Annotated in this window: 27 protein-coding genes; 12 read left to right on the top strand and 15 right to left on the bottom strand. The window is 64.9% G+C overall.

Annotation, left to right across the window (positions count from 1 at the left end; translation table 11 throughout):
- Positions 1 to 38 precede the first annotated feature (38 nt).
- The 3 genes from ACNJYA_RS35155 to ACNJYA_RS35145 are packed head-to-tail and all read left to right on the top strand — an operon-like array spanning position 39 to position 3,619.
- Positions 39 to 1,121 carry a glycosyltransferase gene (locus tag ACNJYA_RS35155; protein ID WP_212259295.1) on the top strand — a complete coding sequence of 361 codons (1,083 nt, stop codon included), beginning with the start codon at positions 39 to 41 and terminating at the stop codon, positions 1,119 to 1,121.
- 3 nt (positions 1,122 to 1,124) lie between these two features.
- A complete protein-coding gene (locus ACNJYA_RS35150) occupies positions 1,125 to 2,477 on the top strand; it encodes an O-antigen ligase family protein (RefSeq protein ID WP_439401597.1) in 1,353 nt (450 codons plus the stop codon).
- Positions 2,474 to 3,619 carry a GNAT family N-acetyltransferase gene (locus tag ACNJYA_RS35145; RefSeq protein WP_439401596.1) on the top strand — a complete coding sequence of 382 codons (1,146 nt, stop codon included), beginning with the start codon at positions 2,474 to 2,476 and terminating at the stop codon, positions 3,617 to 3,619. Before ACNJYA_RS35150 ends, ACNJYA_RS35145 begins: the two co-directional genes overlap by 4 nt.
- Before the next feature lie 21 nt (positions 3,620 to 3,640).
- Here the strand turns inward: ACNJYA_RS35145 and ACNJYA_RS35140 are convergent, their stop codons facing one another.
- Positions 3,641 to 4,180: an RBBP9/YdeN family alpha/beta hydrolase gene (locus tag ACNJYA_RS35140; protein ID WP_439401595.1), complete on the bottom strand. Its 540-nt coding sequence runs from the start codon at positions 4,178 to 4,180 to the stop codon at positions 3,641 to 3,643.
- Positions 4,181 to 4,302: 122 nt separating this feature from the next.
- On the opposite strand from ACNJYA_RS35140, the gene ACNJYA_RS35135 reads away from it, so the two are divergent.
- The gene (locus ACNJYA_RS35135) at positions 4,303 to 4,779 is read left to right on the top strand and encodes an Lrp/AsnC family transcriptional regulator (protein ID WP_439401594.1); all 477 of its coding nucleotides are present in this window, start codon (positions 4,303 to 4,305) and stop codon (positions 4,777 to 4,779) included.
- A gap of 36 nt (positions 4,780 to 4,815) precedes the next feature.
- Here ACNJYA_RS35135 and wrbA read toward each other — a convergent pair whose 3' ends face one another.
- The 3 genes from wrbA to ACNJYA_RS35120 form a co-directional block, all read right to left on the bottom strand.
- The gene (gene wrbA, locus ACNJYA_RS35130; protein WP_172787112.1) at positions 4,816 to 5,415 is read right to left on the bottom strand and encodes an NAD(P)H:quinone oxidoreductase; all 600 of its coding nucleotides are present in this window, start codon (positions 5,413 to 5,415) and stop codon (positions 4,816 to 4,818) included.
- Positions 5,416 to 5,566: 151 nt separating this feature from the next.
- A complete protein-coding gene (locus ACNJYA_RS35125; protein WP_439401593.1) occupies positions 5,567 to 6,265 on the bottom strand; it encodes a pirin family protein in 699 nt (232 codons plus the stop codon).
- Between the two features lie 37 nt (positions 6,266 to 6,302).
- Entirely contained in the window at positions 6,303 to 7,055 is a 753-nt protein-coding gene (locus ACNJYA_RS35120) for an SDR family NAD(P)-dependent oxidoreductase (protein ID WP_439401592.1), read from the bottom strand.
- A 119-nt stretch (positions 7,056 to 7,174) separates the two neighbouring features.
- On the opposite strand from ACNJYA_RS35120, the gene ACNJYA_RS35115 reads away from it, so the two are divergent.
- Positions 7,175 to 8,110 (top strand): LysR family transcriptional regulator, encoded by a 936-nt coding sequence (locus ACNJYA_RS35115; protein ID WP_439401591.1) that lies wholly within the window; start codon positions 7,175 to 7,177, stop codon positions 8,108 to 8,110.
- 152 nt (positions 8,111 to 8,262) lie between these two features.
- Here ACNJYA_RS35115 and ACNJYA_RS35110 read toward each other — a convergent pair whose 3' ends face one another.
- Positions 8,263 to 8,520 (bottom strand): hypothetical protein, encoded by a 258-nt coding sequence (locus ACNJYA_RS35110; protein WP_439364703.1) that lies wholly within the window; start codon positions 8,518 to 8,520, stop codon positions 8,263 to 8,265.
- A 145-nt stretch (positions 8,521 to 8,665) separates the two neighbouring features.
- Between ACNJYA_RS35110 and ACNJYA_RS35105 the strand changes: the two genes are divergently transcribed.
- On the top strand, positions 8,666 to 9,652 hold the full coding sequence (locus ACNJYA_RS35105; protein WP_172787118.1) for a tripartite tricarboxylate transporter substrate binding protein: 987 nt from the start codon (positions 8,666 to 8,668) through the stop codon (positions 9,650 to 9,652).
- Positions 9,653 to 9,748: 96 nt separating this feature from the next.
- Positions 9,749 to 10,105, top strand: coding sequence for a hypothetical protein (locus tag ACNJYA_RS35100; protein WP_172787119.1), 357 nt, complete (start codon positions 9,749 to 9,751; stop codon positions 10,103 to 10,105).
- A gap of 53 nt (positions 10,106 to 10,158) precedes the next feature.
- Here ACNJYA_RS35100 and ACNJYA_RS35095 read toward each other — a convergent pair whose 3' ends face one another.
- The 4 genes from ACNJYA_RS35095 to ACNJYA_RS35080 all read right to left on the bottom strand — a co-directional run bounded on the left by ACNJYA_RS35095 (position 10,159) and on the right by ACNJYA_RS35080 (position 13,058).
- Entirely contained in the window at positions 10,159 to 11,013 is an 855-nt protein-coding gene (locus ACNJYA_RS35095; RefSeq protein WP_439403508.1) for an adenylate/guanylate cyclase domain-containing protein, read from the bottom strand.
- A 45-nt stretch (positions 11,014 to 11,058) separates the two neighbouring features.
- Positions 11,059 to 11,541 carry a YbaK/EbsC family protein gene (locus tag ACNJYA_RS35090; RefSeq protein WP_172787120.1) on the bottom strand — a complete coding sequence of 161 codons (483 nt, stop codon included), beginning with the start codon at positions 11,539 to 11,541 and terminating at the stop codon, positions 11,059 to 11,061.
- A 37-nt stretch (positions 11,542 to 11,578) separates the two neighbouring features.
- Positions 11,579 to 12,310 carry a haloacid dehalogenase type II gene (locus ACNJYA_RS35085; RefSeq protein WP_439364701.1) on the bottom strand — a complete coding sequence of 244 codons (732 nt, stop codon included), beginning with the start codon at positions 12,308 to 12,310 and terminating at the stop codon, positions 11,579 to 11,581.
- Positions 12,311 to 12,446: 136 nt separating this feature from the next.
- Positions 12,447 to 13,058 carry a TetR/AcrR family transcriptional regulator gene (locus ACNJYA_RS35080; protein ID WP_439364700.1) on the bottom strand — a complete coding sequence of 204 codons (612 nt, stop codon included), beginning with the start codon at positions 13,056 to 13,058 and terminating at the stop codon, positions 12,447 to 12,449.
- 114 nt (positions 13,059 to 13,172) lie between these two features.
- On the opposite strand from ACNJYA_RS35080, the gene ACNJYA_RS35075 reads away from it, so the two are divergent.
- Genes ACNJYA_RS35075 through ACNJYA_RS35065 form a run of 3 tightly spaced genes read left to right on the top strand, consistent with a single transcriptional unit; the run spans position 13,173 to position 14,842 of the window.
- A complete protein-coding gene (locus tag ACNJYA_RS35075) occupies positions 13,173 to 13,607 on the top strand; it encodes an ester cyclase (RefSeq protein ID WP_172787123.1) in 435 nt (144 codons plus the stop codon).
- 43 nt (positions 13,608 to 13,650) lie between these two features.
- Positions 13,651 to 14,139 (top strand): DUF3237 domain-containing protein, encoded by a 489-nt coding sequence (locus ACNJYA_RS35070; protein ID WP_210268372.1) that lies wholly within the window; start codon positions 13,651 to 13,653, stop codon positions 14,137 to 14,139.
- A gap of 1 nt (position 14,140) precedes the next feature.
- Positions 14,141 to 14,842 carry an aquaporin gene (locus ACNJYA_RS35065; RefSeq protein WP_439367550.1) on the top strand — a complete coding sequence of 234 codons (702 nt, stop codon included), beginning with the start codon at positions 14,141 to 14,143 and terminating at the stop codon, positions 14,840 to 14,842.
- A gap of 53 nt (positions 14,843 to 14,895) precedes the next feature.
- Here the strand turns inward: ACNJYA_RS35065 and ACNJYA_RS35060 are convergent, their stop codons facing one another.
- Positions 14,896 to 15,819, bottom strand: a complete 924-nt coding sequence (locus tag ACNJYA_RS35060) for a LysR family transcriptional regulator (RefSeq protein WP_439364699.1) — start codon at positions 15,817 to 15,819, stop codon at positions 14,896 to 14,898.
- Positions 15,820 to 15,930: 111 nt separating this feature from the next.
- On the opposite strand from ACNJYA_RS35060, the gene ACNJYA_RS35055 reads away from it, so the two are divergent.
- Positions 15,931 to 16,626: an alpha/beta fold hydrolase gene (locus ACNJYA_RS35055; RefSeq protein ID WP_439364698.1), complete on the top strand. Its 696-nt coding sequence runs from the start codon at positions 15,931 to 15,933 to the stop codon at positions 16,624 to 16,626.
- A 160-nt stretch (positions 16,627 to 16,786) separates the two neighbouring features.
- On the opposite strand, the gene ACNJYA_RS35050 is transcribed toward ACNJYA_RS35055, so the two are convergent.
- The 4 genes from ACNJYA_RS35050 to ACNJYA_RS35035 all read right to left on the bottom strand — a co-directional run bounded on the left by ACNJYA_RS35050 (position 16,787) and on the right by ACNJYA_RS35035 (position 24,405).
- The gene (locus ACNJYA_RS35050; protein WP_439401590.1) at positions 16,787 to 20,197 is read right to left on the bottom strand and encodes an AAA family ATPase; all 3,411 of its coding nucleotides are present in this window, start codon (positions 20,195 to 20,197) and stop codon (positions 16,787 to 16,789) included.
- A gap of 238 nt (positions 20,198 to 20,435) precedes the next feature.
- Positions 20,436 to 23,480, bottom strand: coding sequence for an AAA family ATPase (locus ACNJYA_RS35045; RefSeq protein ID WP_439401589.1), 3,045 nt, complete (start codon positions 23,478 to 23,480; stop codon positions 20,436 to 20,438).
- Positions 23,481 to 23,564: 84 nt separating this feature from the next.
- Positions 23,565 to 23,810, bottom strand: coding sequence for an SAM domain-containing protein (locus tag ACNJYA_RS35040; protein WP_439403507.1), 246 nt, complete (start codon positions 23,808 to 23,810; stop codon positions 23,565 to 23,567).
- A gap of 223 nt (positions 23,811 to 24,033) precedes the next feature.
- Complete coding sequence (locus ACNJYA_RS35035; protein ID WP_439403506.1) at positions 24,034 to 24,405, bottom strand: winged helix-turn-helix transcriptional regulator; 372 nt, start codon at positions 24,403 to 24,405, stop codon at positions 24,034 to 24,036.
- 158 nt (positions 24,406 to 24,563) lie between these two features.
- Here ACNJYA_RS35035 and ACNJYA_RS35030 point away from each other — a divergent pair, with 158 nt between their 5' ends.
- The gene (locus tag ACNJYA_RS35030; protein ID WP_212259311.1) at positions 24,564 to 25,298 is read left to right on the top strand and encodes an SDR family NAD(P)-dependent oxidoreductase; all 735 of its coding nucleotides are present in this window, start codon (positions 24,564 to 24,566) and stop codon (positions 25,296 to 25,298) included.
- Between the two features lie 64 nt (positions 25,299 to 25,362).
- On the opposite strand, the gene ACNJYA_RS35025 is transcribed toward ACNJYA_RS35030, so the two are convergent.
- Positions 25,363 to 26,247, bottom strand: coding sequence for an amidohydrolase family protein (locus ACNJYA_RS35025; RefSeq protein WP_439401588.1), 885 nt, complete (start codon positions 26,245 to 26,247; stop codon positions 25,363 to 25,365).
- Positions 26,248 to 26,282 lie beyond the last annotated feature (35 nt).

Genomic DNA, 26,282 nt, shown 5'->3' with positions numbered 1-26,282 from the left:
TGCGAGAATGCGCATCGGACTGCCGCGGATGGAATCCAGTGCCCGCAAACACGTTCGAACACGACCCCGATGCGATGATCCTGAACCTCTTCTATGAGGACAAGGACGACCGCTGGTTTCCCGGCGACCGGCATCTGCGGCGCATGGCCCGCCGGTTGCTGCTCGGCGAGCCGCGCATGAGCGGCCAGCTGCGCGTGTTCCTCAATCTCTGTGCGGGGCTCGACCGGCTCGGCATTCGCTACCGCGTCAACGACTACGGTTATATCGCACAACATCCCGACGAGCTCGCCTGCATCGTCGGTCGCACCTTCCTGCTCGACAAGTTCGCGTGGAAGAACCCGATCCTGCTCGGCGTTGCCGCCCACAATCATCCGCTCGACGACCCCGACTTGTTCAAGCGTCTGCCGGTGAAGAAGGTCGTGGTGCCCGGTCCCTGGTACGTCGACATGTACCGGCCATATTGGCCCGAGACCGAGGCCTGGCCTGTCGGCATCGACACGAATCTCTGGGCGCCGTCGGCTCGAGCGCAAAAGACCGTCGATGTCCTGATCTACGACAAGGTGCACTGGGACCGCGAGCGCTACGCGCCGGAGATGATCGAGCCCGTTCGCGCCCGGCTCGTCAAGGAAGGCCGCTCGTTCACGGAGCTGCGCTACGGCAGCTATAAGGAAACGGATTATCAGGACGCGCTCGGGCATTCGCGCGCGATGATCTTCCTGTGCCAGAGCGAGAGCCAGGGCATTGCTTATCAACAGGCCTTGTCCTGCGGCGTTCCGGTGTTTGCCTGGGATCCGGGCGGACCGTGGCGCGACCCCGATTATTATCCGCACCGCGTGCAGTTCGCGCCGGTGTCCTCGGTGCCCTATTGGGACGAACGCTGCGGCGTCAAGTTCACCGACGTCGCGGGCTTCGAGGCCGGCTGGGACAAGTTCTGGGCCGGGTGCAACGCAGGCGCGTTCGATCCCCGCGGCTACATCCTGGACAATCTCACGCTGGAGCAACGGGCGCTGCAATATTACCAGATCGCGCTGAGCATCATGCGGCAACCCGCGTCGTCGCAGACCTCCGCAAGGTCGGTTGGCGAAGACCGGAAGCTCGACCTGCGTCACGAAATGTCTTGAACCATGGACCGCAGCGCCGCCGACATGACCGACGTCGAGGCCCAATCGTTCGGCCATATCCTGCGCGATCGCCTTGCAGGTTTCGATGCCGTGCCGCTGGCGCGCTGCCTCGTCGCGGTCGGGGCGCTGCTGCTGGTGCTGGTGACGCTCGATCCGTTCCCGGACCTGCGCAATCCCGACGTCACCATCATCGTCGGCGGACGAATGGCGCTGACCTATGTCGCCTGGGGCCTCCTGGCGGCGGTGGCAATGCTGTGTGTCGCAGCCACGGATGCGCCCGCGCTGAAGAGCCTGGTGACACCGTTGCATCTTTGCCTGCTGGGCTGGCTCGCGATCAATATCGCCTTTTCCGAGAGCCGCGGCGTCTCGATGCAGCGATTCGTGCTCGCGGTCAGCGTGACGTCGCTCGCCATCGTGTTGCCGTTGCTGCCGGCGACGCAGCGCAGCTTCAGTTTTTGCCTCGGTGCCGCCGCACTCGTGCTGCTCACGCTGTGCTATCTCGGCGTCTTCCTCGCCCCGCAATATGCGATCCACACGGCGCTCGACGTCACCGAGCCGCAGCTCGCCGGCGACTGGCGCGGCAGCTTCGGCCACAAGAACATCGCCTCGGCCGTGATGACGATCCTGGTCTATGTCGGCTTCTACCTGTCCGCCGTCGGCTCGTTCGTGATCGGGCCCGTGATCGCCGTGCTGGCCGGCACCTTCCTGATCTTCACCGGCGGCAAGACGTCGTCGGTGCTGTGCCTCGCGATCTACGCGCTCGCATCACTGGTCTATGTCACCCCAGGCCTCTGGCTGAAGCGGATCATCTGTTTCGTGCCGCTGGTTGCGATGAACCTGTTGACCGTCGGCAGTGTCCTCAGCCCTGTGCTCGCGTCGATGACGCGGCTGCTTCCGCTCGATCCCACCTTCACCGGACGCTCCGCGATCTGGGGCTTCGCGCTCGCGGCCGTCGCCGAGAAGCCGATCATCGGCCACGGCTATGCGGCGTTCTGGGACGACGTCAGTGCGCGGGCCACCGCCCAGGGCGCCGAATGGGCGACGTCGGCGGCGCACAGCCACAACAGCTACCTCGATCTCGCGGTCACCATCGGCTTGCCGGGGCTGCTGCTCGTGATTCTCATCTTCGTGCTCGCCCCGCTCGGCAATTTCCAGACGGCGCAGGCTCACAGCCGCAGTGGCGCACTGGCCAAGCTGCTCCTGACGGTCTGGTTGTTCGGCCTGTATTACGGCGCCACCGAGACTTTCCTGCTCGAACGGCAGAATCCGATCTGGTTCATGTTCGCGCTGGCCGTGGCCGGCCTGCATTTCCTGGCCAGGTTCCAATGCGTCAAGCAGATCGAGCCCCGCGGATGACCTTCCTCAGCCTCGATCAGCCCGATGACTTTGCGTCCCGCGCGTCGGCCGTCGCCGTCGACGTCCTGCGGGATTGGCGGCACGCGGCCTTGCGCCTGAGCGCGGGGCACCGCACCGCGTTTCAGCATGTCGACTGGCTCGGCGCCTGGTACGCGGCGTTTCACGACGTCGCTCCGCTGATCGCATTGATCTCCGATGCTGCCACCGGCAAGGACATCGCGGTCGTGCCGATGATCAGCCATGTCAGGCGCGGCATCCGCATCGTCGAGTTCGCGGACCTCGGCGTCTCCGACAACAACGCACCGATCCTGGCGCTCGATGCCACGTTGGACGCGGGAAAGGCGGACGCGATCAACACGGCGCTGATCGGCGCGTTGCGCGCGCTGCCCGACCGCCTCGATCTGCTGCGCCTGAGGAAGATGCCGGCGGAGGTCGGCGGCAAGCCGAACCCGCTGGTCGCGCTCGGCCGGATCGGATCCTCCTCGCTCAACGGCAATCTCGTGTCGATGGACGACGCCTATGACCACTATCAGGCCTCGATCAAGCGCCTGCAGATGGGGCGCTGCTGGCGGGTCTTCAGCCGTCATGCCGGCGCACGGTTCGAGATCGCCGCCGATGTCGGGCGTGCGCACGAGCTATTGGACGTGATGGATGTCCAGCAGCAGGCGCGCATGCGAAAGCTCAAATCGCCGTTCGTTCTCAACGACGAGACCCATGCGCGATTCTATCGCGAGGTCGTCCGCCGCGGCGTGGCGGACGGTTATGCCATGGTCTCGGCGCTGGTGTGCGACGAAGGCGTCGTCGCCACCGCGCTCGGCGTCAAGCATGGCGCGACCTATTTCCTGCTGCGCATCAGCCATGCCGGCGATCCATGGTCGAACTGCTCGCCGGGCCTGCTCGTCACCGAGCGCACCATGGCCGCGCTGCACGCGCAAGGCGTGCGCCGTTTCGACCTCAGCATCGGCAATCAAGCCTACAAGCGCCGTTTCCTTGCCGAGAGGGTGCCGCTGACCGACGTCAGCGTCGCGCTGTCCTGGCGCGGTCTGCCCTATGCCTGGCGCGATCACGCCGCGCAGGGCGTGCGCCGTCACCCCAGGCTCGCTGCCTTCGCCGCGCGGGCGATGGGCAAGGGCGCGCGCTGACGGGCGCCGTCTGTTTCGCCATCACCTCGGAAGGCCCGCGCGGAAGGCATCCAGCAACGCGCGTCCTTGCGGCCAGTCGCCGAGCCCGCTCGCGGCATTGATGTGGCCGAGCGCGCCCGGCACGATCAGGCCGGACTGCCAGTCCTGCGCCCGCCGCCGCGTAACCTCGAGCGCTCCATAGGGATCATTCGTGCTCGCGATGATCAGCGCGGGAAAGCGCAACGCGCGGCGGGGGACCGGCTTGAACGCCGCGGCCTCGGCAGGAAAATGGCTGCCATCCGGATCGGGCACGGCGACCAGAAAGGCGCCCGCAATCGCGGAAGGGAAGCGCACGGCCCAGTGCGCCACCAATAGGCAGGCGAGGCTGTGTGCGACCAGGACGGGCGGCCTGGCGCAGCGCGCGACCGCGTGCTCCAGGGCCTGCTCCCAGTCGTCGAGCTCCGGCTGGTCCCAGCTCGCCGGCCGGAAGGGCGTGAAGCGCGCATCAGCGCGCTCCCATAGCGTCTGCCAGTGATTATCTCCGGAGCCGCCGAGCCCAGGCAATGTGATGATGTCGTGCATGTACGTCCCGTGATATCTGAGGTGACGCCGCAGTGTGACCGATTGCGGTCCTGCATCACATGGCAAGTCATCGGCGAAATCGACCATCTGCCGATGATCTCAAGGTGGAACGGAGAATTGAGTTGGATCGCTTCGGGAGCATCGATGCCAAGGATTTGAAGATCCTCGAGGCGCTGCAAGCCAATGCGCGCGTGCCGTTGTCCGAGCTCGGCCGTTCCGTCGGGCTGTCCCAGCCGGCCGTGTCCGAACGCGTCAAGCGGCTCGAGGAAGCCGGCATCATTGAGGGCTATGGCGCCCGCATCAACCCGCGCGCCCTCGGGCTCGGCCTGATGGCGCTGGTGCGCCTGCGCACCTCGCACGAGCACATCAAGACCTGCCTCGAACGCTTCAGCGAAATCCCTCACATCATCGAAGTCCATCGCGTCACGGGCGATGACTGTTTCGTGCTCAAGGTGCTCGTTCCGGCGCCGGAGGATCTCGAGACCATCGTGGATCGCATTGCCGGTTTCGGCGCTGTGACGACCTCGCTGGTGCTACGGAGCGAACCCGTGCGGCCGATCGGCAAGGACCTCGTCAGGAGGAAGATCGAGCGGAGCTGAGGCGGCATTCCTCGAGGGAATGCCGCTCGGGCCGCATCAGCCATGCAGCTTTTTGGCGGTCTCCGCGATCTGGCGGCCCTGATAGCGCGCGCCGGCGAGCTCGTTGGCGCTGGGCTGGCGGCTGCCGTCGCCGCCGGTGATCGTGGTGGCGCCGTAGGGCGCGCCGCCCGTGACCTCGTCGAGCTTCATCTGGCCGGCAAAGCCGTAGTTCATGCCGACCACGACCATGCCGAAATGCAGCAAGTTGGTGATGATCGAGAACAGTGTGGTCTCCTGGCCGCCGTGCTGAGTCGCGCTGGACGTGAAGGCGCCGCCGACCTTGCCGTGCAGTGCGCCCTTGGCCCAGAGGCCGCCGGCCTGGTCGAGGAAGTTCGCCATCTGCGAGGCCATGCGGCCGAAGCGGGTGCCGGTGCCGATGACGATCGCATCGTAATTGGCGAGGTCCTCGATCTTCGCAACGGGGGCTGCCTGGTCGAGCTTGTAATAGGAGGCTTTGGCGACCTCAGCCGGCACCAGCTCGGGCACCCGCTTGATGTCGACGGTCGCGCCGGCCTCGCGCGCGCCTTCGGCGACGGCATTGGCCATCGCCTCGATGTGGCCATAGGCGGAATAATAGAGGACGAGAACTTTAGTCATGGTGGTCTCCGTTGGGGGAAGAAATGAGTCGTTCTGTTCGGTGTCGTTGCCGGGCTTGACCCGGCAACCCATCGTTCTTTGAACAGCTCCTTGCGAAGGGCGATGGATGCCCGGCTCAAGGCCGGGCATGACGAGTTCATGTGGATGCGGTTTACGCGGCGTCGACGAGCACGAGCTCGGAATCTTCCAGCGCCGTGATCTTCAGCTTGGCCTCGTCGCGGATCGCAGCGCCGTCGCGGGCGTTGACCCGGACACCGTTGATCTCGACGGCGCCGGCCGCCGGCACCAGATAGAGATGCCGCGACGCCTGCGGCGCGTACTCGGCGCTCTCGCCCGCCTTCAGCGTGGTGGCGAGCACCCGCGCATCGGCGCGGATCGGGAGCGCATCCGTGTCATCCTCGAAGCCGCTCGCGATGGTGACGAGCTTGCCGGAGCGGTCCGCCTTCGGAAATGGTTTTGAGCCCCAGGTCGGCTGCCCGCCGCGCTCGGTCGGCTCGATCCAGATCTGGAAGATCCGCGTCCTGGTCGGCTCGAGATTGTACTCGGAGTGGCGGATGCCGCTGCCGGCGCTCATCACCTGCACGTCGCCCGCTTCGGTGCGGCCCTGGTTGCCCAGGCTGTCCTGATGGGTGATCGCGCCCTCGCGCACATAGGTGATGATCTCCATGTTGGCGTGGGGATGGGCGGGAAAGCCGGTGTTCGGCGCGATCTCGTCGTCGTTCCACACCCGCAACGCGCCGTGGCCCATGTTGTTCGGGTCGTAGTGGCCAGCGAAGGAGAAATGATGCTTTGCCTTCAGCCAGCCGTGATCGGCGCCGCCGAGTTTATTGAAAGGTCTGAGTTCGATCATTTGCGTAATTCCTTGGGTTGGACGAGCGGCGCCTTGATCAGGCGCCGAACCCGCCGTCGACGTTGAGCACGGTGCCGGTGACGAAGGAGGCTTCCGGGCTTGCGAGGAACACGATTCCGGCGGCGACCTCCTCGGGGCGGCCGAAGCGCTGCAGCGCGTGCTGCTTGCGCTGCGCTTCCGCGAAGTCGCGGTCATCGTTCGGATTCATGTCGGTGTCGATCGAGCCGGGCTGCACCACGTTCACGGTGATGCCGCGCGGGCCGAGGTCGCGTGCGGCGCCCTTGGTGTAGCCGACCACGGCCGCCTTGGTGGCGACGTAGTCGGCAAGCCCAGGGAACGTCGCGCGGTCCGCGAGCATCGAGCCGACGGTGACGATACGGCCGCCTTCACCCATCAGCTGCGAGGCGGCTCGGATCGCCGCGATCACGCCGTGCACGTTGATCTGGTCCTGGCGAGCCAGCGCTTCGGTGTCGGCCTTGGCATCGTCGGTCGCGCCACCGGCGGCGACGCCGGCATTATTGACGAGGATGTCGAGATGGCCGAATTCCCTGGCGACGTCGTTGACGAGCTGTGTCACGTCCTTCGCCGAAGCCTGGTCGGCCTTGAACGCACGCGCCTTGACGCCCTTCGCCTTCAGCTCGGCGACGACGGCCTCCGCCTTGTCGGGCGAGGCGACGTAGCTGATGGCGACGTCGGCGCCTTGATCGGCGAGAGCGCGGGCCGAGGCCGCGCCGATGCCGCGCGAGCCGCCGGTGACGAGGGCAACCTTGCCGGAGAGCTTCTTGGTCATTGGATTTTCTCCATGTTCCGAATGTCTGATGGCTCTTGGATAAGCTCTCCCCTGTGGTATAGAAATAGAAACTGTTGAAACACATTGTTTCCTTAAATGCCCCCTCAGGACCGCCCGCCATGGCAAAACTCCCCGACTTCGAGGCACTCGCGATCTTCGCAAAAGTCGTGGAGCTGCGGTCCTTTGCCGGGGCCGCGAGCGAGCTTGGGATGTCCAAGGCCACGGTGTCCAAGGCGGTCACGCGGCTCGAGGAGCGGCTGGGCGCCCGCCTGTTCAACCGCACCTCGCGCCGGCTCGCGCTGACCGATGCCGGCCACAAGCTGGCCGAGCGTGCGACGCGCCTCTTGGCCGACGGCGAGGCCGCCGAGAACGAGGCGCTGGCGCAGTCGGTGGCGCCGCGCGGCCTGGTGCGGCTCGCCGTCCCCATGACGTTTGGCATCAAGGCGGTGGCGCCGCTGCTGCCGGAATTTTTCGAGGCCTATCCGGAGGTCTCGGTCGACCTTCACCTGAGCGATGCGACCGTGGATCTGATCGGCGAAGGTTTCGACATGGCGGTACGAATCGCGCGGCTGCCCGACTCGTCGCTGATCGCGCGGCGGCTCTTCACCATGCCGCGCTACACGGTCGCCGCACCGTCCTATCTCAAGCAACACGGCCGGCCGACGCACCCGATGCATCTCGCCGAGCACAAATGCTTCGCTTACGCCTATCTCTCCACGCCCAACGTCTGGCACTACACCAATTCGGCCGGCGAGCAGGCCAGCGTGCGCCCGGGCGGCCAGCTTCGCGTCAACAACGGCGAAGCCGTGATGCCGGCGCTGATCGCGGGTCTCGGCATCGCCGAGCTGCCGGAATTCATCGTCGGTGAAGCGATCTTGTCAGGCGAGGTCGAAGTGATCCTGAACGACTGGAAGCAGGCCGAGGGCGCCGTGCACCTCGTGACCCCGCCCGGCGGCCCCCGCCCCGCACGCGTCGAAGCGCTCGCCGATTTCCTCGCAGCGAAGCTGCCCGGCACGTGCAAGCGGCGGCCGCGCGGGAAGGTGAAGGGGGCGTAGCGCGAACGGCTTCAGCGCCCCTGTCGTTGCGAGCCACCGGGTCCGCGTAGAGCGCGGCCCGATGACAGGCTCCGCGAAGCAATCCAGAATCTTTCCGCGGCGAAAGTCTGGATTGCTTCGTCGCAAGAGCTCCTCGCAATGACGGGGTGTGGCTACGACACCTTCACGCCATCGCTCGCGACAACGCGCAGGCTCGGCTTCAGCGTCCCCTCCAATTGCGCCTTCAATTCGTGAACGCGTGGGTCGCTCGATCGCGCCGCGCACACCCCGTATTGATGGACGGATTGCGCCAGCGCGCGCCGCGCTTCCGGCGTTCGCGTCAATTCGGGCGTCGAAAGCCGCAACACGATCGCTGCGAGATTCACCAGCATCTCGTCCAAGGCGACGTCGATGGTTCCAAGATTGTGCATCACTCACTCCCTGGAAGGCCAACAATGGCTGCAGGCCGGCGTTCCTGGCCACCCTGGACATGGCTAACGCTTGGTAAACGTCTTGTTCCTGGCCGTCCCTACGTTAGGCTGGCCCGTGAACAAAGAAAATCAGGGGAGGCCCACCATGGATCGCCGCGATCTCTTGCGCGCCGCTGCGGCATTGCCGTTGGTGCGGGCAGCCCTACCGGAGAGCGCGTTCGCGCAAGCCTATCCGGCGCGCAACATCACCATGATCGTGCCGTTCCCGGCCGGCGGACAGGCCGACCTCGCGGCGCGTCCCGTGGCACAGGCCCTGGAGCGGATCCTCGGCAAGCCCGTGATCGTCGACAACCGGGCGGGAGGCGGCGGCGGATCGGTCGGCAATGCCGCGGCCGCGCGTGCCGAGCCCGACGGTTACACACTGCTGATGACGCTGTCCTCGCTCGCGGTGCTCCCCGAGGCCGACCGGCTGTTCGACCGGCCTGTCGCGTACGAGGTCTCGCAGTTCATGCCGATCGCGCGCGTGCTCGCCGATCCGACGCTGCTCGCGGTGCCGGCCTCGGCGCCGTGGAAGACCGCGCAGGATTTCGTCGAGGATGCGAAGACGCGGCCGGGCCAGATCGCCTATGGCTCGTCCGGGCCGTACGGCACGCTGCATGTCGCGATGGAGATGTTCGCGAGCAGCGCGGGCATCAAGCTGCTGCACGTGCCGTTCCGCGGCGCGGGCCCTGCGCTGACCGCGATCCTCGGCGGCACCGTGCAGGCGATCGCCGCCGCACCGGGCACGCTGAAACCGCAGGTCGACGACGGCAGGCTGCGCGTGCTCGGCAATTGCGGCGCGCAGCGCATCGCGAGCTTCCCGGACGTGCCGACCTTCCAGGAGCTCGGCTACAAGGACGTCGAGTTTTACATCTGGGCCGGGCTCTTCGCACAGAGTTCTCTTCCTGCGCCGATCGCGACCCGCCTGCGTGAGGCGATGGCGCAGGTGATGACGAGTCCTGATGTGCTCAAGGCGTTCGAGACCTCGGGCAGCCTCGTCGCCTATCAGGACGCGCCGGCCTTCGCGCAGTTCATCGCCGCCGACAGCGCGCGTCTGATCGCGGCGGTGAGGAAGATCGGCAAGGTGGAGTAGGTTCCAGCCGCGCTTTTCACATTTTGTTGTTGGTCCAGAACAAGCCCGTGTCTCATTGATTGAAGATAGTTCGAAAGACTTGGGAAGGATCTGGACATGCGAGCAGAGCGGATTGCGCTGGGTGTGGCGCTTGCGGTCGGCGGCATCGTGGCGCAGAGCGCTGCGTCCGCGCAGGAATACCGCGGCACGATGGAACAGCAGATGGCTTGCACGCCCGATGTGTGGCGGCTGTGCAGCGATCAGATTCCCGATGTGAACCGTATCGTGGCGTGTCTGCAACAGAACACCCCGCAGCTCTCCAGCGGCTGCCGTGCCGTGTTCCAGTCGAACAACCAGGCTCAACCGCAGCAGCCGGTCCCGCGCAATCGCGCCGCACCGCCGCCGCGCTTTAACAATGCGCCGCCGCCACCTCCGTACGGGCAACCGCGTCCTTATTACGAATATGACGATTAGGCTCTGAGGAGCGCATGAGAGATGCGCGCCGGCATGCGATCGTGCCGCTTCGTTCAGCGCTCCGGCCTGCTGCCCGATTGAGGACGCGGTCCGAGCACCATCCGCAAGACGACACCGAACAGAATGGCTGCGACCGGCCAGTGAAACCAGATCCTGTTGCTGGTGAACAGATTGATCAGGATCAGGAAGGCCGACACCGTAAGAGCCGCAGCAACCGGGCGGGGCAGCCTTGCGAGCCAATCCGAGACGACATTCGTCGGCGAAGACGGCACGCGCCTGTCGTCCATCCGCGGAGCCCGCGCTCGCTCTGAGGGCGTTGCGCGCTCCTCGAACGGGAAGCTCCCCGGCCCGGCGGCTTGACCACCCACTTGTCCGCTCACTTGGCCACCCAGGGTCAGCCGGTAACTGGTCAGCGGAGCAATGTTCTTCATCGGGCGCTGGCCGAGGCAGTCGAAGCCAACGGCTAGTTTGTTGTGCACCTGATCGTAGACGGAGCTCGAGATCACGACGCCGCCGGGGTCGGCGAGCTCCTGCAGGCGCGATGCGATATTGACCCCGTCGCCATAGATGTCGGAGCCGTCCACCATCACGTCCCCGAGGTTGATGCCGATGCGAAACCGCATGGGGTTGGCCTGGGACGCATCCGACGCCTGGCTGGAGATCTCCTGCTGAATCTCGACCGCGCATTGCACGGCCTCGACGACGCTGGCGAACTCGGCGATCACGGCATCGCCCCAGGTGTTCACGATCCGGCCGTCATGGCGCTCGACCAGGCGCGCGATGGCCGCGCGGTAGCGGCGGAGCGTCTCCAGCGTTCCGGTCTCGTCCGCTTCCATGAGACGAGAATAGCCGTACACGTCAGCGCACAGCACGGTGGTCAGTCGTCGTTTCACCTTGTCGTCGGTCATCGCCGCCATGCTAGCCCGCCTGACCGGCAATGCAACCAGGCATCGTTATCCGGCGCCGTCCTGCGGCCTGACCTCGCAGACGTCCACCCATTCGGCGGCGGTCAGCTCGGCCATGCGATCGGGGGTGATGCGCACCGCACTGTGGGTCGAGCCCGCCGCCGGCACCACGACATCGAACGCCTTCAGCGAGACGTCGCAATAGACCGGCAGCGGCGACTTCAGCCCGAACGGGCAGACGCCGCCGACCTCGTGCCCGGTGATCTCGGCGACTTCCTCCAGGCCCAGCATCTTCGGCTTGCCGCCGAACTGCGCCTTCACCTTCTTGTTGTCCATGCGCGAGGTGCCGCTCGCGACGATCAGGATCACGCGCTCGCCGACGCGCAAGCTCAGCGTCTTGGCGATCATTCCGGGCTCGACACCATAGGCCTCGGCCGCCAGCGCCACGGTCGCGGAGCTGATCGGGGATTCGATGACGGAAATATCGGGGGCTTTCTCGGCGAAGAAGGCGCGAACGGATTGCAGGCTCATTCCGGGCAGCTCATTCCAATCTTGCAGGCGGTGTCTCTTAAGCGATTCTCGGCAGCTCGGAGAGGGCGCGGACACGATGATCCGGTGCGAAGCCGAGCTCATCCATCTGGGTCCGGATCGCCCTGAACATGGTGAGCGGTGCCACGAGTTCGGTCTCCACGCAAGCCAGCGCCATGGCTTCCGGCGTCACCCGCTCGATCCAGGCGACCTTCAATCCGAACGATTTCGCCCCGGCGGCGTCCCAGGGATTTGAGGAGACGAACAGAACCTCATCAGGCGCGGTGCCGAGCACCTCGCCGACCAGCTCATAGGCCTGTGGGCTCGGCTTGAAGATTTTCTTCGCGTCCACGCTGATGGTGGCATCGAGCAGGGCATCGAGCCCGGAATTGCGCACCAGCGCATCGAGCATGTCCGGGCTGCCGTTGGAGAGGATGGCGAGCTTGCGCGGTCTCAGGGCCGCGAGCGTTTCCGCCGCATCCGGATAGAGATCGAGATGCAGATACTTCTCGATCACGCGCTCGAACGTCTCGTTCTCGTAGGCCAGCCCGAGCACGCGCAGCGTATAGGCGAGCGAGTCGCGCGTGACCGCGTCAAAATCCTGGTAGCGCTGCATCAGCGAGCGCAGCCAGGTGTATTCGAGCTGCTTGATGCGCCAGACCTGCGTGATGATCTCGCCATAGCCGGGAAACGCATCCTCGGTCACGTCAGCGACCGACTGGATGTCGTAGAGCGTGCCATAGGCGTCGAAGACGACGGCTTTGATGCTCATTGGCTGTCCTTCCGGGCCGTTGTGGTCACGAGCAACTTTGATCGGCAGGGTACCTCATCCCCAGTACCAAGGAACAACGGACGTCTGCCACTGCAACCGTGACCGGCGGCCCCTGGACCCAAGTGCTCGCAGCCCGCTATTTACGGCGAAACGCGTCCAGCAACCCCTCTATGATCTTGCGACCGTGAATGCGGGTTTTCTTGGGGTCGGACGCCGTTGGAAGCTTGATCGACAGCTCGCAAATGACCGCGTCAAGCATGTGTCCAAGCAGATCTATCTCATCGAAGACCAGCTCACCTTCGCGCTTGAGCGCCCTCAGCGTCGCCTTCAAAAGCGCCATTGGGTACTGCTCTTCGATCTCTGCGAAGCGGGCATGGCCGAGAACGACCGGCGCTTCTTGAACCACAATTCGCGCGTAATCAGGCTCGATCGAAACATCCAGATACGCATCGATGCCGGTGTAGAGCCGCTCCCATATTTTCGACTTCCGCTTGGAGAGCTCCTGCACGCGTGCAGCGGCATCCGATTGCAGCGAAACGACGACGGCGTCGAACAGAGCCTTCTTATCCTCGAAGTGGTGATAGAACGCACCGCGCGTCACTCTCGCAGCCCTTGAAATCGCCTCGATGCCCGCGGCCTGATAACCCTCACGGGCGAATATTTCCCGCCCCGCACCAAGCAGCGCTTGCCGGGTGGCTTCCGCATATTCCTCACGCCGCGTTCGTTGGTCAGTAGCAGCCTTGTTCATGGGCCATTTACATACCGCTTGACATGAAACATGCAAATTGAATATCACATACTCATAGTATGTGGGATGGTCCTGGTATGTCAGACCGAGGAGGTTGCCGTGAATGGAGACCGGATGTTCGAGCTGGCGCAGGGTCTGGCTGTTGCCAAGAGCAGGCAAGACGTCGCCTCTGCACTTGCCTTTCTCGACAGGGACATGGTGCTCGAAGGACCCGCGTTCGGCACCCGCGCAAAGGGACTTGCGGAAAACGAGGCGGCGCTGGCGCGGTTTTTCAAGTCTTTCCCGGATTACAACGTCGTGCTGTCCGGCCACGCCAACGACGCCGAGACGCTGGTTTGCTGGGGAGAGGTGCGAATGACCATGACGGGAGACCGCTTTGGGGTCACTCCCAACGGAAAGCGCGCCGAACTTCCGGTCTTTATCCGCTTCACCTTCCGCAATGACCTCATTGCAAGCGAATACTTCTTCTTCGATCTCTCGGCCCTGTGCGCGCAGTCAGGGGTCTCGACCGATCAGGTCCGTCGGAAGCTCTTTGGCGAAGTTCTCTAGTCGTCTGGGGGCATCACACGTTTACGCAATGGAGAATGGCACGATGGATCCGCGCATAAAACCTGTTGCCGATATCAAAACGGTGCCGCTGTTCGACATCGTCGTTGATCTCGATCCACGTCTTTCCTTTGGCGAGACGCCCGTCGGCCGGCGGGTTCTATTCGGCGCCGCGGGGGGATCGTTCGCCGGAGAGCGCGTGCGCGGCGAAGTTCTTGCTGGCGGCGGCGACTGGGCCCTCTTCCGGCCCCACGGAGAGATGGCTCTCGACGTGCGTCTGACCTTGCGTACTGACGACAACGAACTGATCTACATGACCTATGGCGGACGCTGGATCACCCCGCCCGAACTGAAGGCCGACATGGCCGATCCGGCCAAGCGCTACACGGTCGATCCCTCACGCTACTATTTCCGAACGCAGCCGTTGTTCGAGACAGGCTCTTCCGCCTACGCCTGGATGAACGACATCGTGTGCGTCGGAACCGGATATCTCGTCGAGGGCGCGGTGGCCTACAAGATCTTTCAGGTTGTCTGACGTGACAGCAAGCGAGGGCTCGGAATCCCCTTCTCCCGACTTCAATTTGTCGCAACGACTCGCGGCGGAGGGACTCGGGACCTGCTTTCTGCTGATGGCCGTGGTGGGCTCCGGCATTCTCGGGGCCCGGCTGGCCAGCGGCAACACGGCTGTCGCGCTCATTGCCAATGCACTTGCGACGGCGGCGGTGCTATATGCGCTGATTGAATGGTTGGGTCCTGTGTCCGGGGCTCATTTTAATCCCCTGGTGACCGCCGCGCTCGTCATCAGAGGCGATTTGCCGCTTCGAACGGGAATTTCATACGTTCCCGTTCAACTCGTCGGCGCCTTGTTGGGAGTGGGTGTGGCGAATGCAATGTTTGCAGCGCCGGTCTTTTCCTTCTCGGTCAACGACCGAAGCGGCTTTTCCAATTTGTTGAGCGAGTTCGTCTCGACATTCGGACTGCTCGGAGCGGTGTGGGTTTGCTCACGGCTTCGTCCGGCATCAGTTGCTGGCGTTGTCGCCGCTTACATCGGCGGTGCCTTCTGGTTCACAGCGACCGACTTTGCCAATCCAGCGGTGACCATCGCACGCGCTTTTACCGACTCATTCGCAGGCATAAGGCCCCAGGATGTCATCGGCTTCATCGCGGCAGAGGTCATCGGCGCGGGTGCCGCGATCGTTGTGTTTCGCTGGTTGTTGCCGGCACGAGCTGGTGTTTGAGTTTTGAAGCGAACACCGCCTAGTCGACTTCATCGGACTTTCCGCATCCCAAATTATTGAACCTCGACATAGCGGATGATGCTCTGGTTCTGAACGTTTGCGATCAATTCATCTGCCCGAGACAACAGCCGATGAAGCAACGGTGAGGAATTTGCCTGGTTGTATCCCAAGGCTAAATCGACCGTTGGCGTTCCCCCGTCGAGCGCTCTGGCGACAACGTTGGGTGCCAGCATATTCTGCGCATAGAGGGGAACCAGGCTAACTCCGCCCGTGGACGCGACGAGCGACATGGCCGAAGATATGTTTTCGCCTTCGTACTTTGCCTTGAGCGTGATTCCCGCCCTTGTTGCGTAGTCTTGAATGACGGCTTGGAGCACCGGAGAGGTTCTTGCCGAGCTGACGTACACTTCCCGAGCGAGATCCTGCGGCCGAATCTTCTTGCGCGATGCCAAACGGTGATCAGCCGGCAGCACGGCGATCAGGGGCTCCTTCGCCAGCGTCTTGAAGACCAGACCAACACTCTCCTTTTCAGGCCGTAGGAAACCGACGTCCAACTTTCCCCGCATCAATGCGAGGGCGATTTCTGGGGAAGATAGAGTACACAGCGTGACTTCGACCTCGGGTGCTTCCTCGCGGAGCATGCGCAATAGATGAGGCAGCCAAGTCACCTCCAATCCGACCAGGAAGCCCATCGACAGCACGGGTCTTTGCGGCTCGGCCGTCCGCCGAGCGCCATCCATCGCCGCCTCGACCTGCAACAGCGCCAGCCGTGCGTGATCGAGAAACACTTTTCCTGCGGCCGTCAGCGTCACGCCGCGCGCCTGGCGCTCGAATAATTGTACGCCAACTTCGTTTTCCAGATCGCGAATCTGCCGGCTCAAGGACGGTTGTGAGGTGTTCAGCCGCCGCTGGGCAGCGGTCAACAAGCTGCCTTCCTCCGCAACGGCAACGAAGTAGCGCAAGTGCCGAAGTTCCATTTGCCCTCGTATATCTCCAAGGCATAGCTCCGAGCCTACAAGGTCTTAGTCATCAACAGAAGGAGGATTTAGCTTCGCGCAGTTTCCAACCACCAAGGGACAAGGAAGAAAATGTCGACAACCTCCAAGCCCAGCATCGTGTTCTGTCACGGCCTCTGGGCCGACGGCTCATGCTTCAGCAAGGTCATCCCCACCCTGCAGGCCGACGGTCACCAAGTGATCGCCGTCCAGTACGGGCTCAATAGCTATGCAGATGACGTCGCGACCGTGAAGCGCACGCTGGGGCGGGTCAACAGTCCCGCAATCCTCGTCGGTCACTCGTACGGAGGCGCCACCATCACGGGCGCGGGGACCGACGAGCGCGTCGCCGGCCTGGTTTACATCGCCGCCGTCGTTCCGGATGTTCACGAGACCGTACAGAGCGAGCTCAACAAATACCCCACGGAGATATTCTCCCAGATCGAGGTCGCAGGCGGACGCGTCTGGATCAAGCCGGAAGGTGTCAAGTACTTTGCTGGAGATCTTCCCGAGCAGGAGCAGAAGCTAGTGTGGGCGACCCACTACCCGCCCGCCGCCGACCTGCTCGAGCAGCAAGATCTCGATGAGGTCGCCTGGAAGACGAAGCCGAGCTGGTACATCCTCGCCCGCAAGGACCAGACCGTGCATCCCGATCTTCAGCGCTTTCTGGCCAAGCGCATCAACGCCACCACGATCGAGACCGACAGCAGCCATGTCACCATGCTGTCCCAACCCGACCTCGTCATCGACGTCATCCGCAAGGCGGCAGCCGCCGTTCAAAAAGGCTGATCGAACCAGGTGTTGGCATGGACGAAGCCGCCATGGGGCGGCTTCGCCCCGGCGGCCAGGCCGTTGTGGTCACAAGAACTCCGCTTGGAGGCGTGCGCATGAACGGCAGCGCGCCACTGCTCAACACACGAGGTCGAGGTCGGATCGGTCAGGCGCATCTCTATGGGTATTTGGAATCCGTCGTCGTCTCGGAGCGGACGGTGATCTCTCGAAGTACTACCCTGGCCGCCTGTAGGTCCGGTGTCGCAAAACCCTCCGTGAACTGGCTATGGAGTGGTGCGAGCAGGTCTCGTGCCTCGGCATACCGATCCTGTTCTCTCCACAATCCTGCGAGGCGTGTTGCTGCGCGCAACTCCCAGAGCTTGGCGCCCTGCTGGCGCGCAATTGCCGCGGCGTGGCTTAACCGAGCTTGCGCGGCGCTCGCATCGGCGTTCGGCAGCCGTAGCATCAGCTCGCCCATCATCCGGTGCAGCTCGGCCTCGAACCATCGCTCGCCGGTTTCTTCCACGCGGTGCAGCGCCTCGCTAATAACATCCAGGCCCTCGTTCACTGCACCGGACCGGCCGTGGACCTCGGCAAACAGACTTCGGAAATAGGGCACGAGGAAGCCTGCTCCGGTGGCCTGCCACATCGAAAGCCCGTCTCGGATCTGCGCGAGACCGGCCCGAAGATCTCCAGCCTCGGCCAGCGTCCAACCGCGAATGATGATACCGGCTCCGAGGAAGTGTGGGGAATCCTGCTCGGCTGCCAGTGCGATCAGCGCATTCGCCCGATCGCCGGCCTCGTCGTGGTTCTGGCAAAGCTGCGACAGGATGCAGCCGTACAGTAGGGCATAGCCGAGGGTGTTGCGGTGGGACAACTCCTTCGCGCCGCTCAGTGCCTCTCGGCTCCTCGCCTGAGCCTGCTCAGGATAGCCGAGGGCAAACAGTGCCCAGGATAGAACGGAAAGTCCCGCCACACTGGGATCCTGCGCGAACAGGAAGGCAAGCGACCCGTGAGCGGTCGGATCGTAGAGGGCGAGCGTCCGCTCCAAATGGGCGCGCGCAGCTGTCAACTCGCCGCGAAGCAATTCAGCGGTTCCGACGATGCGATTGCCGATGGTTTCGGCGGCAGCATCGTTCTGTGCCTGGGCGCGGCGGAGCAAATCCTCGCCTGCAGTTCGACCGGCCTCGAGCTCCGCCCGTACGACGTGAAAAACCCACTTCCCATAGAGAACGGGAAAGAGCCGCGACGTCTCGCCGAGGCGCTCGCACAGGTCTCGGGCCCGTGCGTTGGTCCGGCCGACCTCCGGTGCGGCCCAGCCCTTTGCCGCCATCAAGGCGACGCCGAGCGCGATTTGCAGCTCGAGCTCCCGCCTCCATCGTGGGGCGTCGTCGGGGAGAGCAGGAATCAAGTCGAGCCCCTTGGTCAATTGCGTGATCGCCTCTGCTGTGGCCGACCGCGCGATCTCTGCTTGTCCCGCCTTCAGCCAATAGTCGATCGCCGGTTCGGCCAGGCCTGCTTCCGTATAATGATGGGCCAGCAGCTCGGGCTGCGCCTGCACTGTCTCCGGAAAATGCTGCTCGAGCGCGGCGGCGATCCGGGCGTGCAAGCGCTGCCGCTTCGCCCGCACCAGCGTCGCATAGGCGGCGTCCTGCACGAGCGCGTGCTTGAAGCTGTAGGTCGCCAGGGGCGGCGTCCCGCGCCGGAACACCAGGCCCGAGCCGACGAGGTCGTCCAACCCCGCCTGCAGGTCGCTCTCTGGAAGCGCCGTCGTCCTCGCGAGCAGTTCATGAGAGAATTCCCGGCCAATCGCAGCCGCGACCTGGGCCACCTCACGAGCGGGGGCCAGCCGGTCGAGCCGGGCCAACAGCGACTCCTGGAGCGTGGTTGGGATGGCCATGGGCGGCAGCGGCCCGGCGAGCGCGTAATGGTCGCCCTCATCGCGGAGCAGGTTGGTCTCCAGCACGGTCCGCGTCAGCTCCTCGACGAACAGCGGCACGCCGTCCGTCTTGGCGACGATCTGATCGAGCACCGCAGGCGGCAGAGCCTTACCACCGCTCAGCCGCGCGACCATTGCTGCGCCCTGCCGGCGGCTCAACCGACTGAGGGTCAGCGAGGTGACGTGGGCATAGCGCGTCCAGCGCGGCACGAACTCGGGCCGGAAGGTGATGAGGACCAGCACCGGGGCGCGCTGCACCCTGTCGGTCAGAAGATCGAGCAGCTCAAGGGAGGTTGGATCTGCCCAGTGCACGTCCTCGTACAGCGCCAGCACGGGCCGGCGCGTTGCGAGACCGAGCACCTGATCGACCAGAACTTCGAGCGTCCGCTCCTTCTGCCGATGCGGGCTCATGTCGAGCGGCGGGTAGCGCGCATCTGTCTCCAGCGATAGCAACGCCGCGAGCAGCGAAGCCACCGCGATGACGTGCTCGGTCGATAGCGCAAGCAGCGCCTCGAGTTTGTCGAGCCGGGTTGCAGCGGGATCGTCCGCAGCAAAGCCCGCTGCCCGCTCCAAAAGCCCGATCACCGGATAGAGTGGGCTGGTCTGATGGTGCGGTGAGCAGTAGTGACTCAGAGGCGTATGCGGCTCATGTTCCAGTCGCCCGCGCAGCGTCCGCACGAGGCGTGACTTGCCGATGCCAGGCTCGCCCCCGAGCAGGACCACCTGGCCCTCACCCTCTTTGGCGCGCTCCCAGTGCTCGAGCAGGAGGCCGATCTCGTGGTCGCGACCGACCAGCGGCGTCAGGCCTGCGCCGTGCAACGCCTCGAACCGGCTCTCGGCGGCGCCTTCGCCGACCACACGCCACGCGCGCAGGGGATCGGGAAATCCCTTTAAGATCTGCAGGCCGAGCTCGGCGAGCTCGAACAGGCCGCCAATGAGCTCTCGGGTCCGTGTGGAGATCACCACGGTGTCGGGCTCGGCCAGGGTTTGCAGGCGCGCGGCAAGGTTCGGCGTGTCGCCGACCACCGTCTCCTCGCGCGCCGCGCCTTCGCCGATCAGCTCACCGACAACGACCGGGCCGGTCGCGATGCCGATGCGGACCGCCAGCGTCTCACCATGCGCCGATGCCAGACTATGGACCGCCGCGACCGCGGCGAGGCCGGCCCGCACCGCGCGTTCGGCCTCATCTTCGTGGGCGCGCGGATAGCCAAAATAGGCTAGGACACCGTCGCCCATGTACTTCGCGACGTGCCCTTCGAACCTTCCGATCGCGCCCGCCACCGCGTTCTGATAGGTCCGCAGGACTTCGGCCATTTCCTCCGGATCGAGCCGGGCCGCGAGCGCGGTCGAGTCGACAAGGTCGACAAACATCACGGTGAGTTGGCGGCGCTCGGCCTCGGATGCAAGCGAGGCCTTCCAGGAGATAGCAGCGCTCGCGGCGTTGGCGGGAGTCCGCGCCGACATTGAGCCGTCGCGCAGAGCGGCAATGGCGGCGAGCAGCTTGCGGCGATGACCGATCGAGGCGACGCCGATCCCGATCAAATCCTCAGCCGTGAGGTCCATGAGGACCTCGGCATCGATGTCATGCTCGCGGAACGCCTGTTCATACTGTCCCAGCCCCAGACTGCACAGCCAAGCCATGACGTCCATGGGGGCCTCCCGGCTCTTGTCTCAGCACCAGGTACATCAGCCTACCGCAAAACGGTCTGAGCGAAGCGCGATAAAACGTCACGAACGACTGCGGGAAAACGGCAATTCCTGGGAGCAGGCACTCGAATAGATAACCGCGCGGTGCAACGCTCTCCAGGTCCGGTCCGGCCCTATGGGAGCAAAACCGACGAGATCCACAGACGATCTGGCCAAGAGATCCCCATGCCCGAATGCGGAATTAACTGCCGGAACGTGGGATCGGCTTCTGCGGCTTGGCGCTGGCAATGGTCTCCCGAAGCACTGCGCTGGCAGCCTGCAGATCCGGCGTCCCAAAGCCCTCGGTGAACTGGTTGTAGAGTGGACTCAGCAGGTCGTGCGCCTCACCGCACCGACCCTGTTCTTTCCACGATTGAGCGAGGCGTGTCGCCGCACGCAACTCCCACAGCTTGGCGCCCTGCTGGCGCGCGGTTGCAGCCGCAATGCCGAACCGTGCTCCCGCGGCCCTCGCATCGGCGTTAGGCAGCCGCAGCATCAGCTCGCCTGTCATCCGATGCAGCTCGGCCTCGAACCATCGCTCACCGGTTTCTTCCACTCGGTGCAGGGCCTGTGCGACCAGATCCAAGCCTTCTTCCGCCGCGCCGGAACGGCCGAGCACCTCGGCCTGAAGACCGAGGAAATAAGGCTCATAGAGCCCAGCTCCGGTGGCGCGCCACGCGGGAAGGCCCCGCAGAAGTTGCGCGAGCCCTGTCTCCAGCTCACCCGACTGAGTCAAGGCCCATCCCCGGATCACCGTGGCTGCCGCGAGAAAATGCGGAAAGTTCTGCTCCGTCGAGAGCTCGACGAGTGTCTCGGCTCGTTCCTGTGCCTCTCGCCACGCGCCGCGGTACTGCTCGAAGAAGCACGAGAACAACAGGGCGTATCCCAGCGTGTTGAGGTGAGCGAGTTCGCGGGCGGAGTCGAGCGCCTCGCGGCTCCGCGCCCGGGCCTGCTCCGGATAGCCTAGCGCAAACAATGTCCATGAGATCCCCGACAAGGCCGCAACGCGCGGATCCTGCACGTAGAGAAAGGCGAGGGAGCGATGCCGCTCCGGGTCATAGAGAGCGAGCGCCTGCTCCAAATGGCTGCGGGCAGCAGCCACCTCGCCGCGCCAGAAGGAACCGGTCCCGCTGACGCGGTGAGCCACCAGGGTTGCGGAGGTCTCTTGATGGTCCTGCACCCGGCGCAGAAACTCGTCTGCCACTTCGCGAGCCGCTGTGTGCTCGGCGCGTACGCCGTGAAATACCCATTGACCGTAGAGCACGGGCCAGAGTTGGGAAGTGGCCCCGATCTGCTCGCAGAGTTCGCGAGCCCGGGCGTTGGCGCGTCCCGCTTCGGGTGCTGCCCAGCCCTGCGTGGCCATCAGCGCCACGCCCAAGGTTATCTGGAGGTCAAGCTCGCGCCGGCTCCGATCGGCCTCGGGGACACCCTTGAGCAGATTCAAGCCGTTATGCAACTGCGCCACCGCTTCGGTCATCGCCGAGCGAGCGATCGCTCGTTGCCCCGCCCTCAGCCAATAGTCGATCGCCGGTTCGGCCAGGCCTGCTTCCGTATAATGATGGGCCAGCAGCTCGGGCTGCGCCTGCACTGTCTCCGGAAAATGCTGCTCGAGCGCGGCGGCGATCCGGGCGTGCAAGCGCTGCCGCTTCGCCCGCACCAGCGTCGCATAGGCGGCGTCCTGCACGAGCGCGTGCTTGAAGCTGTAGGTCGCCAGGGGCGGCGTCCCGCGCCGGAACACCAGGCCCGAGCCGACGAGGTCGTCCAACCCCGCCTGCAGGTCGCTCTCTGGAAGCGCCGTCGTCCTCGCGAGCAGTTCATGAGAGAATTCCCGGCCAATCGCAGCCGCGACCTGGGCCACCTCACGAGCGGGGGCCAGCCGGTCGAGCCGGGCCAACAGCGACTCCTGGAGCGTGGTTGGGATGGCCATGGGCGGCAGCGGCCCGGCGAGCGCGTAATGGTCGCCCTCATCGCGGAGCAGGTTGGTCTCCAGCACGGTCCGCGTCAGCTCCTCGACGAACAGCGGCACGCCGTCCGTCTTGGCGACGATCTGATCGAGCACCGCAGGCGGCAGAGCCTTACCACCGCTCAGCCGCGCGACCATTGCTGCGCCCTGCCGGCGGCTCAACCGACTGAGGGTCAGCGAGGTGACGTGGGCATAGCGCGTCCAGCGCGGCACGAACTCGGGCCGGAAGGTGATGAGGACCAGCACCGGGGCGCGCTGCACCCTGTCGGTCAGAAGATCGAGCAGCTCAAGGGAGGTTGGATCTGCCCAGTGCACGTCCTCGTACAGCGCCAGCACGGGCCGGCGCGTTGCGAGACCGAGCACCTGATCGACCAGAACTTCGAGCGTCCGCTCCTTCTGCCGATGCGGGCTCATGTCGAGCGGCGGGTAGCGCGCATCTGTCTCCAGCGACAACAACGCCGCGAGCAGCGAAGCCACCGCGATGACGTGTTCGGTCGATAGCGCAAGCAGCGCCTCGAGTTTGTCGAGCCGGGTTGCAGCGGGATCGTCCGCAGCAAAGCCCGCTGCCCGCTCCAAAAGCCCGATCACCGGATAGAGTGGGCTGGTCTGATGGTGCGGTGAGCAGTAGTGACTCAGAGGCGTATGCGGCTCATGTTCCAGTCGCCCGCGCAGCGTCCGCACGAGGCGTGACTTGCCGATACCAGGCTCGCCCCCGAGCAGGACCACCTGGCCCTCACCCTCTTTGGCGCGCTCCCAGTGCTCGAGCAGGAGGCCGATCTCGTGGTCGCGACCGACCAGCGGCGTCAGGCCTGCGCCGTGCAACGCCTCGAACCGGCTCTCGGCGGCGCCTTCGCCGACCACACGCCACGCGCGCAGGGGATCGGGAAATCCCTTTAAGATCTGCAGGCCGAGCTCGGCGAGCTCGAACAGGCCGCCAATGAGCTCTCGGGTGCGTGTGGAGATCACCACGGTGTCGGGCTCGGCCAGGGTTTGCAGGCGCGCGGCAAGGTTCGGCGTGTCGCCGACCACCGTCTCCTCGCGCGCCGCGCCTTCGCCGATCAGCTCACCGACAACGACCGGGCCGGTCGCGATGCCGATGCGGACCGCCAGCGTCTCACCATGCGCCGATGCCAGACTATGTACCGCCGCGACCGCGGCGAGGCCGGCCCGCACCGCGCGTTCGGCCTCATCTTCGTGGGCGCGCGGATAGCCAAAATAGGCTAGGACACCGTCGCCCATGTACTTCGCGACATGCCCTTCGAACCTTCCGATCGCGCCCGTCACCGCGTTCTGATAGGTCCGCAGGACTTCGGCCCTCCGGGTCGAGCCGGGCCGCGAGCGCGGTCGAGTCGACAAGGTCGACAAACATCACAGTGAGTTGGCGGCGCTCGGCCTCGGGTGTGCAAGCGAAGCGTTTCCGGGGGTGATGGTAGGGAGGGGCGCAATGGTAGTAGCCGACATTGAACCGGCGGGCAGGGCAGCAATGGCGGCGAGCAGCTTGCGGCGATGGCCGATCGAGACGACCCCAAGACCGATCAGATCCTCCGCCGTGAGGTCCATGAGGACCTCGGCATCGATGTCGTTCTCCCGGAACGCCTGCTCATACTGTCCCAGCCCCAGACCGCACAGCCAGGCCCCGATAATCCATGGGCTCCTCCCGGCTCTCGTCTTCAGCGCTAAGGTGCTCCAGTCTAGCTCAAGATCGCGCGCGCTGCGCGATGAAACGCCAAGATACGAACTCCGAGCAAGAACAACTTCTGGCCCAGGCCGGACTCGAGGCGAGTTGCGCCAAAGCGCTGCGATCGGGGGCGGAGCACCACGGACGAAGCCGCGCTAGCTACACGGTCGGCTGACGTCCTGGCCGCGTCCAGCCCTCCCGCTCGGCGAACACCCGACTGACCTCCGCCATGTGCTCCGTGCCCCATGTGCAAAGCGGTACGAGGGCCTGGGCGAGGCTGTGACCCAGCGGGGTGAGGCTATAGTCCACCCGCGGAGGCACCTCCTTGTAGTCGGTCCGCTTCACGAGGCCATCGGCCTCCAGCTCCTTGAGCTGCTGGATCAGCACCTTGTCGCTGACGTCGCGTATGGCGCGCCGGAGCTCGCCGTAACGGGTCGGTCCGTCCTGGGCGACGAAGTACAGGATCAGCGGCTTCCACTTGCCCGAGACGACCCGCAGGGTCGCGTCGAGGCCGCAGGTGAAGCCGGGCAAAGTCGGCGTGCAACGTTGGACGTCTGCTTCAGCTTGCGCCGGCGGGGAGATGGGGTCTGAACGATCTGACATTTTTTGGGTACTTACCAAAAGGTGCATACTTGTCGATAGGTGGGTACGCCGCCAGCTCAGTGCAACCTCAATGAAGGGAGCACATCATGAGCAGACTACAAGGCAAGACGGCGGTGGTGACGGGCGGCGGAACGGGCATCGGGCTCGGAGCCGCCAAACGGTTCGTCGATGAGGGCGCATTCGTCTATCTGTTCGGGCGGCGGCAGGAGCCGCTCGACGCTGCGCTCGCGCAGCTGGGGTCTTCGGCACGCGCAGTCAAGGGATCGGTCACCGACTTGTCCGACCTCGACCGGCTGTATGCGACGGTGAAAGCCGAACGCGGCAACGTCGACGTCCTGTTCGCCAATGCCGGGACCGGCGCGTTTGCGCCGCTCGGCCAGATCACGGTCGAGCATTACGACCAGATCTTCGACGTCAACGTGAAAGGGCTGGTGTTCACCGTGCAGAAAGCCCTGCCGCTGATGCGCAGGGGATCGTCGATCATCCTGACCGGATCGAGCACGGGCGTGATGGGGACGCCGCAATTCAGCATCTACAGCGCGACCAAGGCGGCGATCCGCAATCTCGCGCGCAGCTGGGCGCAGGACCTGCGCGGCACGGGCATCCGCGTCAACGTGCTGTCGCCGGGGCCGACCAAGACGGAGCTGGCGCTGGAGGTCGTGGGCGAGGAAGCATTCGATGCACTCGGCAGCGCCACGCCCATCGGGCGCGTCGGTGACCCCAGCGAGACCGGAGCAGTGGCCGCATTCCTGGCGTCCGCGGACAGCAGCTACATGACCGGCGGCGAGGTCTTCGTCGACGGCGGCTTGGCGCAGGTCTGAGACTTTTTGAGCAAGAGGGCTTCGATCCGCGGGATCGAAGCCCTCGATGCTCTGCGTGCCTAATTCAGATCCCCAGCAGCTTCCGCGCGTTCGCCTTCAGCACCTTCGGCCGGATCTCGTCGCGGATCTCGATCTTGGCGAAATCCGACAGCCAGCGGTCCGGCGTGATCACCGGCCAGTCCGAGCCGAACAGCATCTTGTCCTGCAGAATCGAATTGATGTAGCGCACCAGGATCGGCGGGAAATATTTCGGCGACCAGCCCGACAGGTCGATGTAGACGTTGGGCTTGTGGGTCGCGACCGAGAGCGCCTCTTCCTGCCAGGGGAAGGAGGGGTGGGCGAGGATGATCTTGAGGTCGGGGAAATCGGCCGCGACGTCGTCCATGTACATCGGGTTGGAATATTTCAGCCGCATGCCCATGCCGCCGGGCATGCCGGAGCCGACGCCGGTCTGGCCGGTGTGGAATAGCGCGATCGCGCCGCCATTGTTGATCTCTTCATAGAGCGGATAGGCCATGCGGTCGTTGGCGTAGAAGCCCTGCATGGTCGGGTGGAATTTGAAGCCGCGCACGCCGTATTCCTCGATCAGCTTGCGCGCCTCGCGCGCGCCGAGCTTGCCCTTGTGCGGGTCGATCGAGACGAAGGGGATGAGCACGTCGAGATGCTCGGAGGCGATCTCCAGCATCTCCTCGTTCTTGTAGCGGCGGAAGCCGGTCTCGCGCTCGGCATCGACAGGGAAGATCACCGCGGCGATGTTCTTGGAGCGGTAATAGGCCGCGGTCTCCGGCACCGTCGGCGGATGCTTGTGCGGCGACTTGAAATACTCCGCCATCTGCGCCTGGAAATCGTCATAACCGTCGTCAGGATGGGTGCCGCAGGGCTCCTCGGCATGGGTGTGGATGTCGATCGCGACGACTTTGTCGATATCAGGCAGCTGCAGCTTTGGCATGGTGTCCTCCCGACGGGTTGCCGAATTGATTATAG

It is taken from the genome of Bradyrhizobium sp. BLXBL-01 (assembly GCF_051853025.1).
In the GTDB taxonomy this organism is placed as follows: domain Bacteria; phylum Pseudomonadota; class Alphaproteobacteria; order Rhizobiales; family Xanthobacteraceae; genus Bradyrhizobium.
The sequence above is the reverse complement of the archived record's forward strand: the minus strand, read 5'-3'. Positions and strand labels throughout refer to the sequence as shown.

Excerpts from the sequence above, each read along its gene's own strand:
- ACNJYA_RS35085 (WP_439364701.1), bottom strand. The coding sequence starts at position 12,310 with ATGAGCATCAAAGCCGTCGTCTTCGACGCCTATGGCACGCTCTACGAC.
- ACNJYA_RS35100 (WP_172787119.1), top strand. The coding sequence starts at position 9,749 with ATGCGAGCAGAGCGGATTGCGCTGGGTGTGGCGCTTGCGGTCGGCGGC.
- ACNJYA_RS35090 (WP_172787120.1), bottom strand. The coding sequence starts at position 11,541 with ATGAGCCTGCAATCCGTTCGCGCCTTCTTCGCCGAGAAAGCCCCCGAT.
- ACNJYA_RS35125 (WP_439401593.1), bottom strand. The coding sequence starts at position 6,265 with ATGATCGAACTCAGACCTTTCAATAAACTCGGCGGCGCCGATCACGGC.
- ACNJYA_RS35110 (WP_439364703.1), bottom strand. The coding sequence starts at position 8,520 with ATGCACAATCTTGGAACCATCGACGTCGCCTTGGACGAGATGCTGGTG.
- ACNJYA_RS35080 (WP_439364700.1), bottom strand. The coding sequence starts at position 13,058 with ATGAACAAGGCTGCTACTGACCAACGAACGCGGCGTGAGGAATATGCG.
- ACNJYA_RS35115 (WP_439401591.1), top strand. The coding sequence starts at position 7,175 with ATGGCAAAACTCCCCGACTTCGAGGCACTCGCGATCTTCGCAAAAGTC.
- ACNJYA_RS35055 (WP_439364698.1), top strand. The coding sequence starts at position 15,931 with ATGTCGACAACCTCCAAGCCCAGCATCGTGTTCTGTCACGGCCTCTGG.
- ACNJYA_RS35095 (WP_439403508.1), bottom strand. The coding sequence starts at position 11,013 with ATGACCGACGACAAGGTGAAACGACGACTGACCACCGTGCTGTGCGCT.
- ACNJYA_RS35050 (WP_439401590.1), bottom strand. The coding sequence starts at position 20,197 with ATGGACGTCATGGCTTGGCTGTGCAGTCTGGGGCTGGGACAGTATGAA.
- ACNJYA_RS35070 (WP_210268372.1), top strand. The coding sequence starts at position 13,651 with ATGGATCCGCGCATAAAACCTGTTGCCGATATCAAAACGGTGCCGCTG.
- ACNJYA_RS35120 (WP_439401592.1), bottom strand. The coding sequence starts at position 7,055 with ATGACCAAGAAGCTCTCCGGCAAGGTTGCCCTCGTCACCGGCGGCTCG.
- ACNJYA_RS35145 (WP_439401596.1), top strand. The coding sequence starts at position 2,474 with ATGACCTTCCTCAGCCTCGATCAGCCCGATGACTTTGCGTCCCGCGCG.
- ACNJYA_RS35030 (WP_212259311.1), top strand. The coding sequence starts at position 24,564 with ATGAGCAGACTACAAGGCAAGACGGCGGTGGTGACGGGCGGCGGAACG.
- ACNJYA_RS35140 (WP_439401595.1), bottom strand. The coding sequence starts at position 4,180 with ATGCACGACATCATCACATTGCCTGGGCTCGGCGGCTCCGGAGATAAT.
- wrbA (WP_172787112.1), bottom strand. The coding sequence starts at position 5,415 with ATGACTAAAGTTCTCGTCCTCTATTATTCCGCCTATGGCCACATCGAG.
- ACNJYA_RS35025 (WP_439401588.1), bottom strand. The coding sequence starts at position 26,247 with ATGCCAAAGCTGCAGCTGCCTGATATCGACAAAGTCGTCGCGATCGAC.
- ACNJYA_RS35105 (WP_172787118.1), top strand. The coding sequence starts at position 8,666 with ATGGATCGCCGCGATCTCTTGCGCGCCGCTGCGGCATTGCCGTTGGTG.
- ACNJYA_RS35075 (WP_172787123.1), top strand. The coding sequence starts at position 13,173 with ATGTTCGAGCTGGCGCAGGGTCTGGCTGTTGCCAAGAGCAGGCAAGAC.
- ACNJYA_RS35150 (WP_439401597.1), top strand. The coding sequence starts at position 1,125 with ATGGACCGCAGCGCCGCCGACATGACCGACGTCGAGGCCCAATCGTTC.
- ACNJYA_RS35060 (WP_439364699.1), bottom strand. The coding sequence starts at position 15,819 with ATGGAACTTCGGCACTTGCGCTACTTCGTTGCCGTTGCGGAGGAAGGC.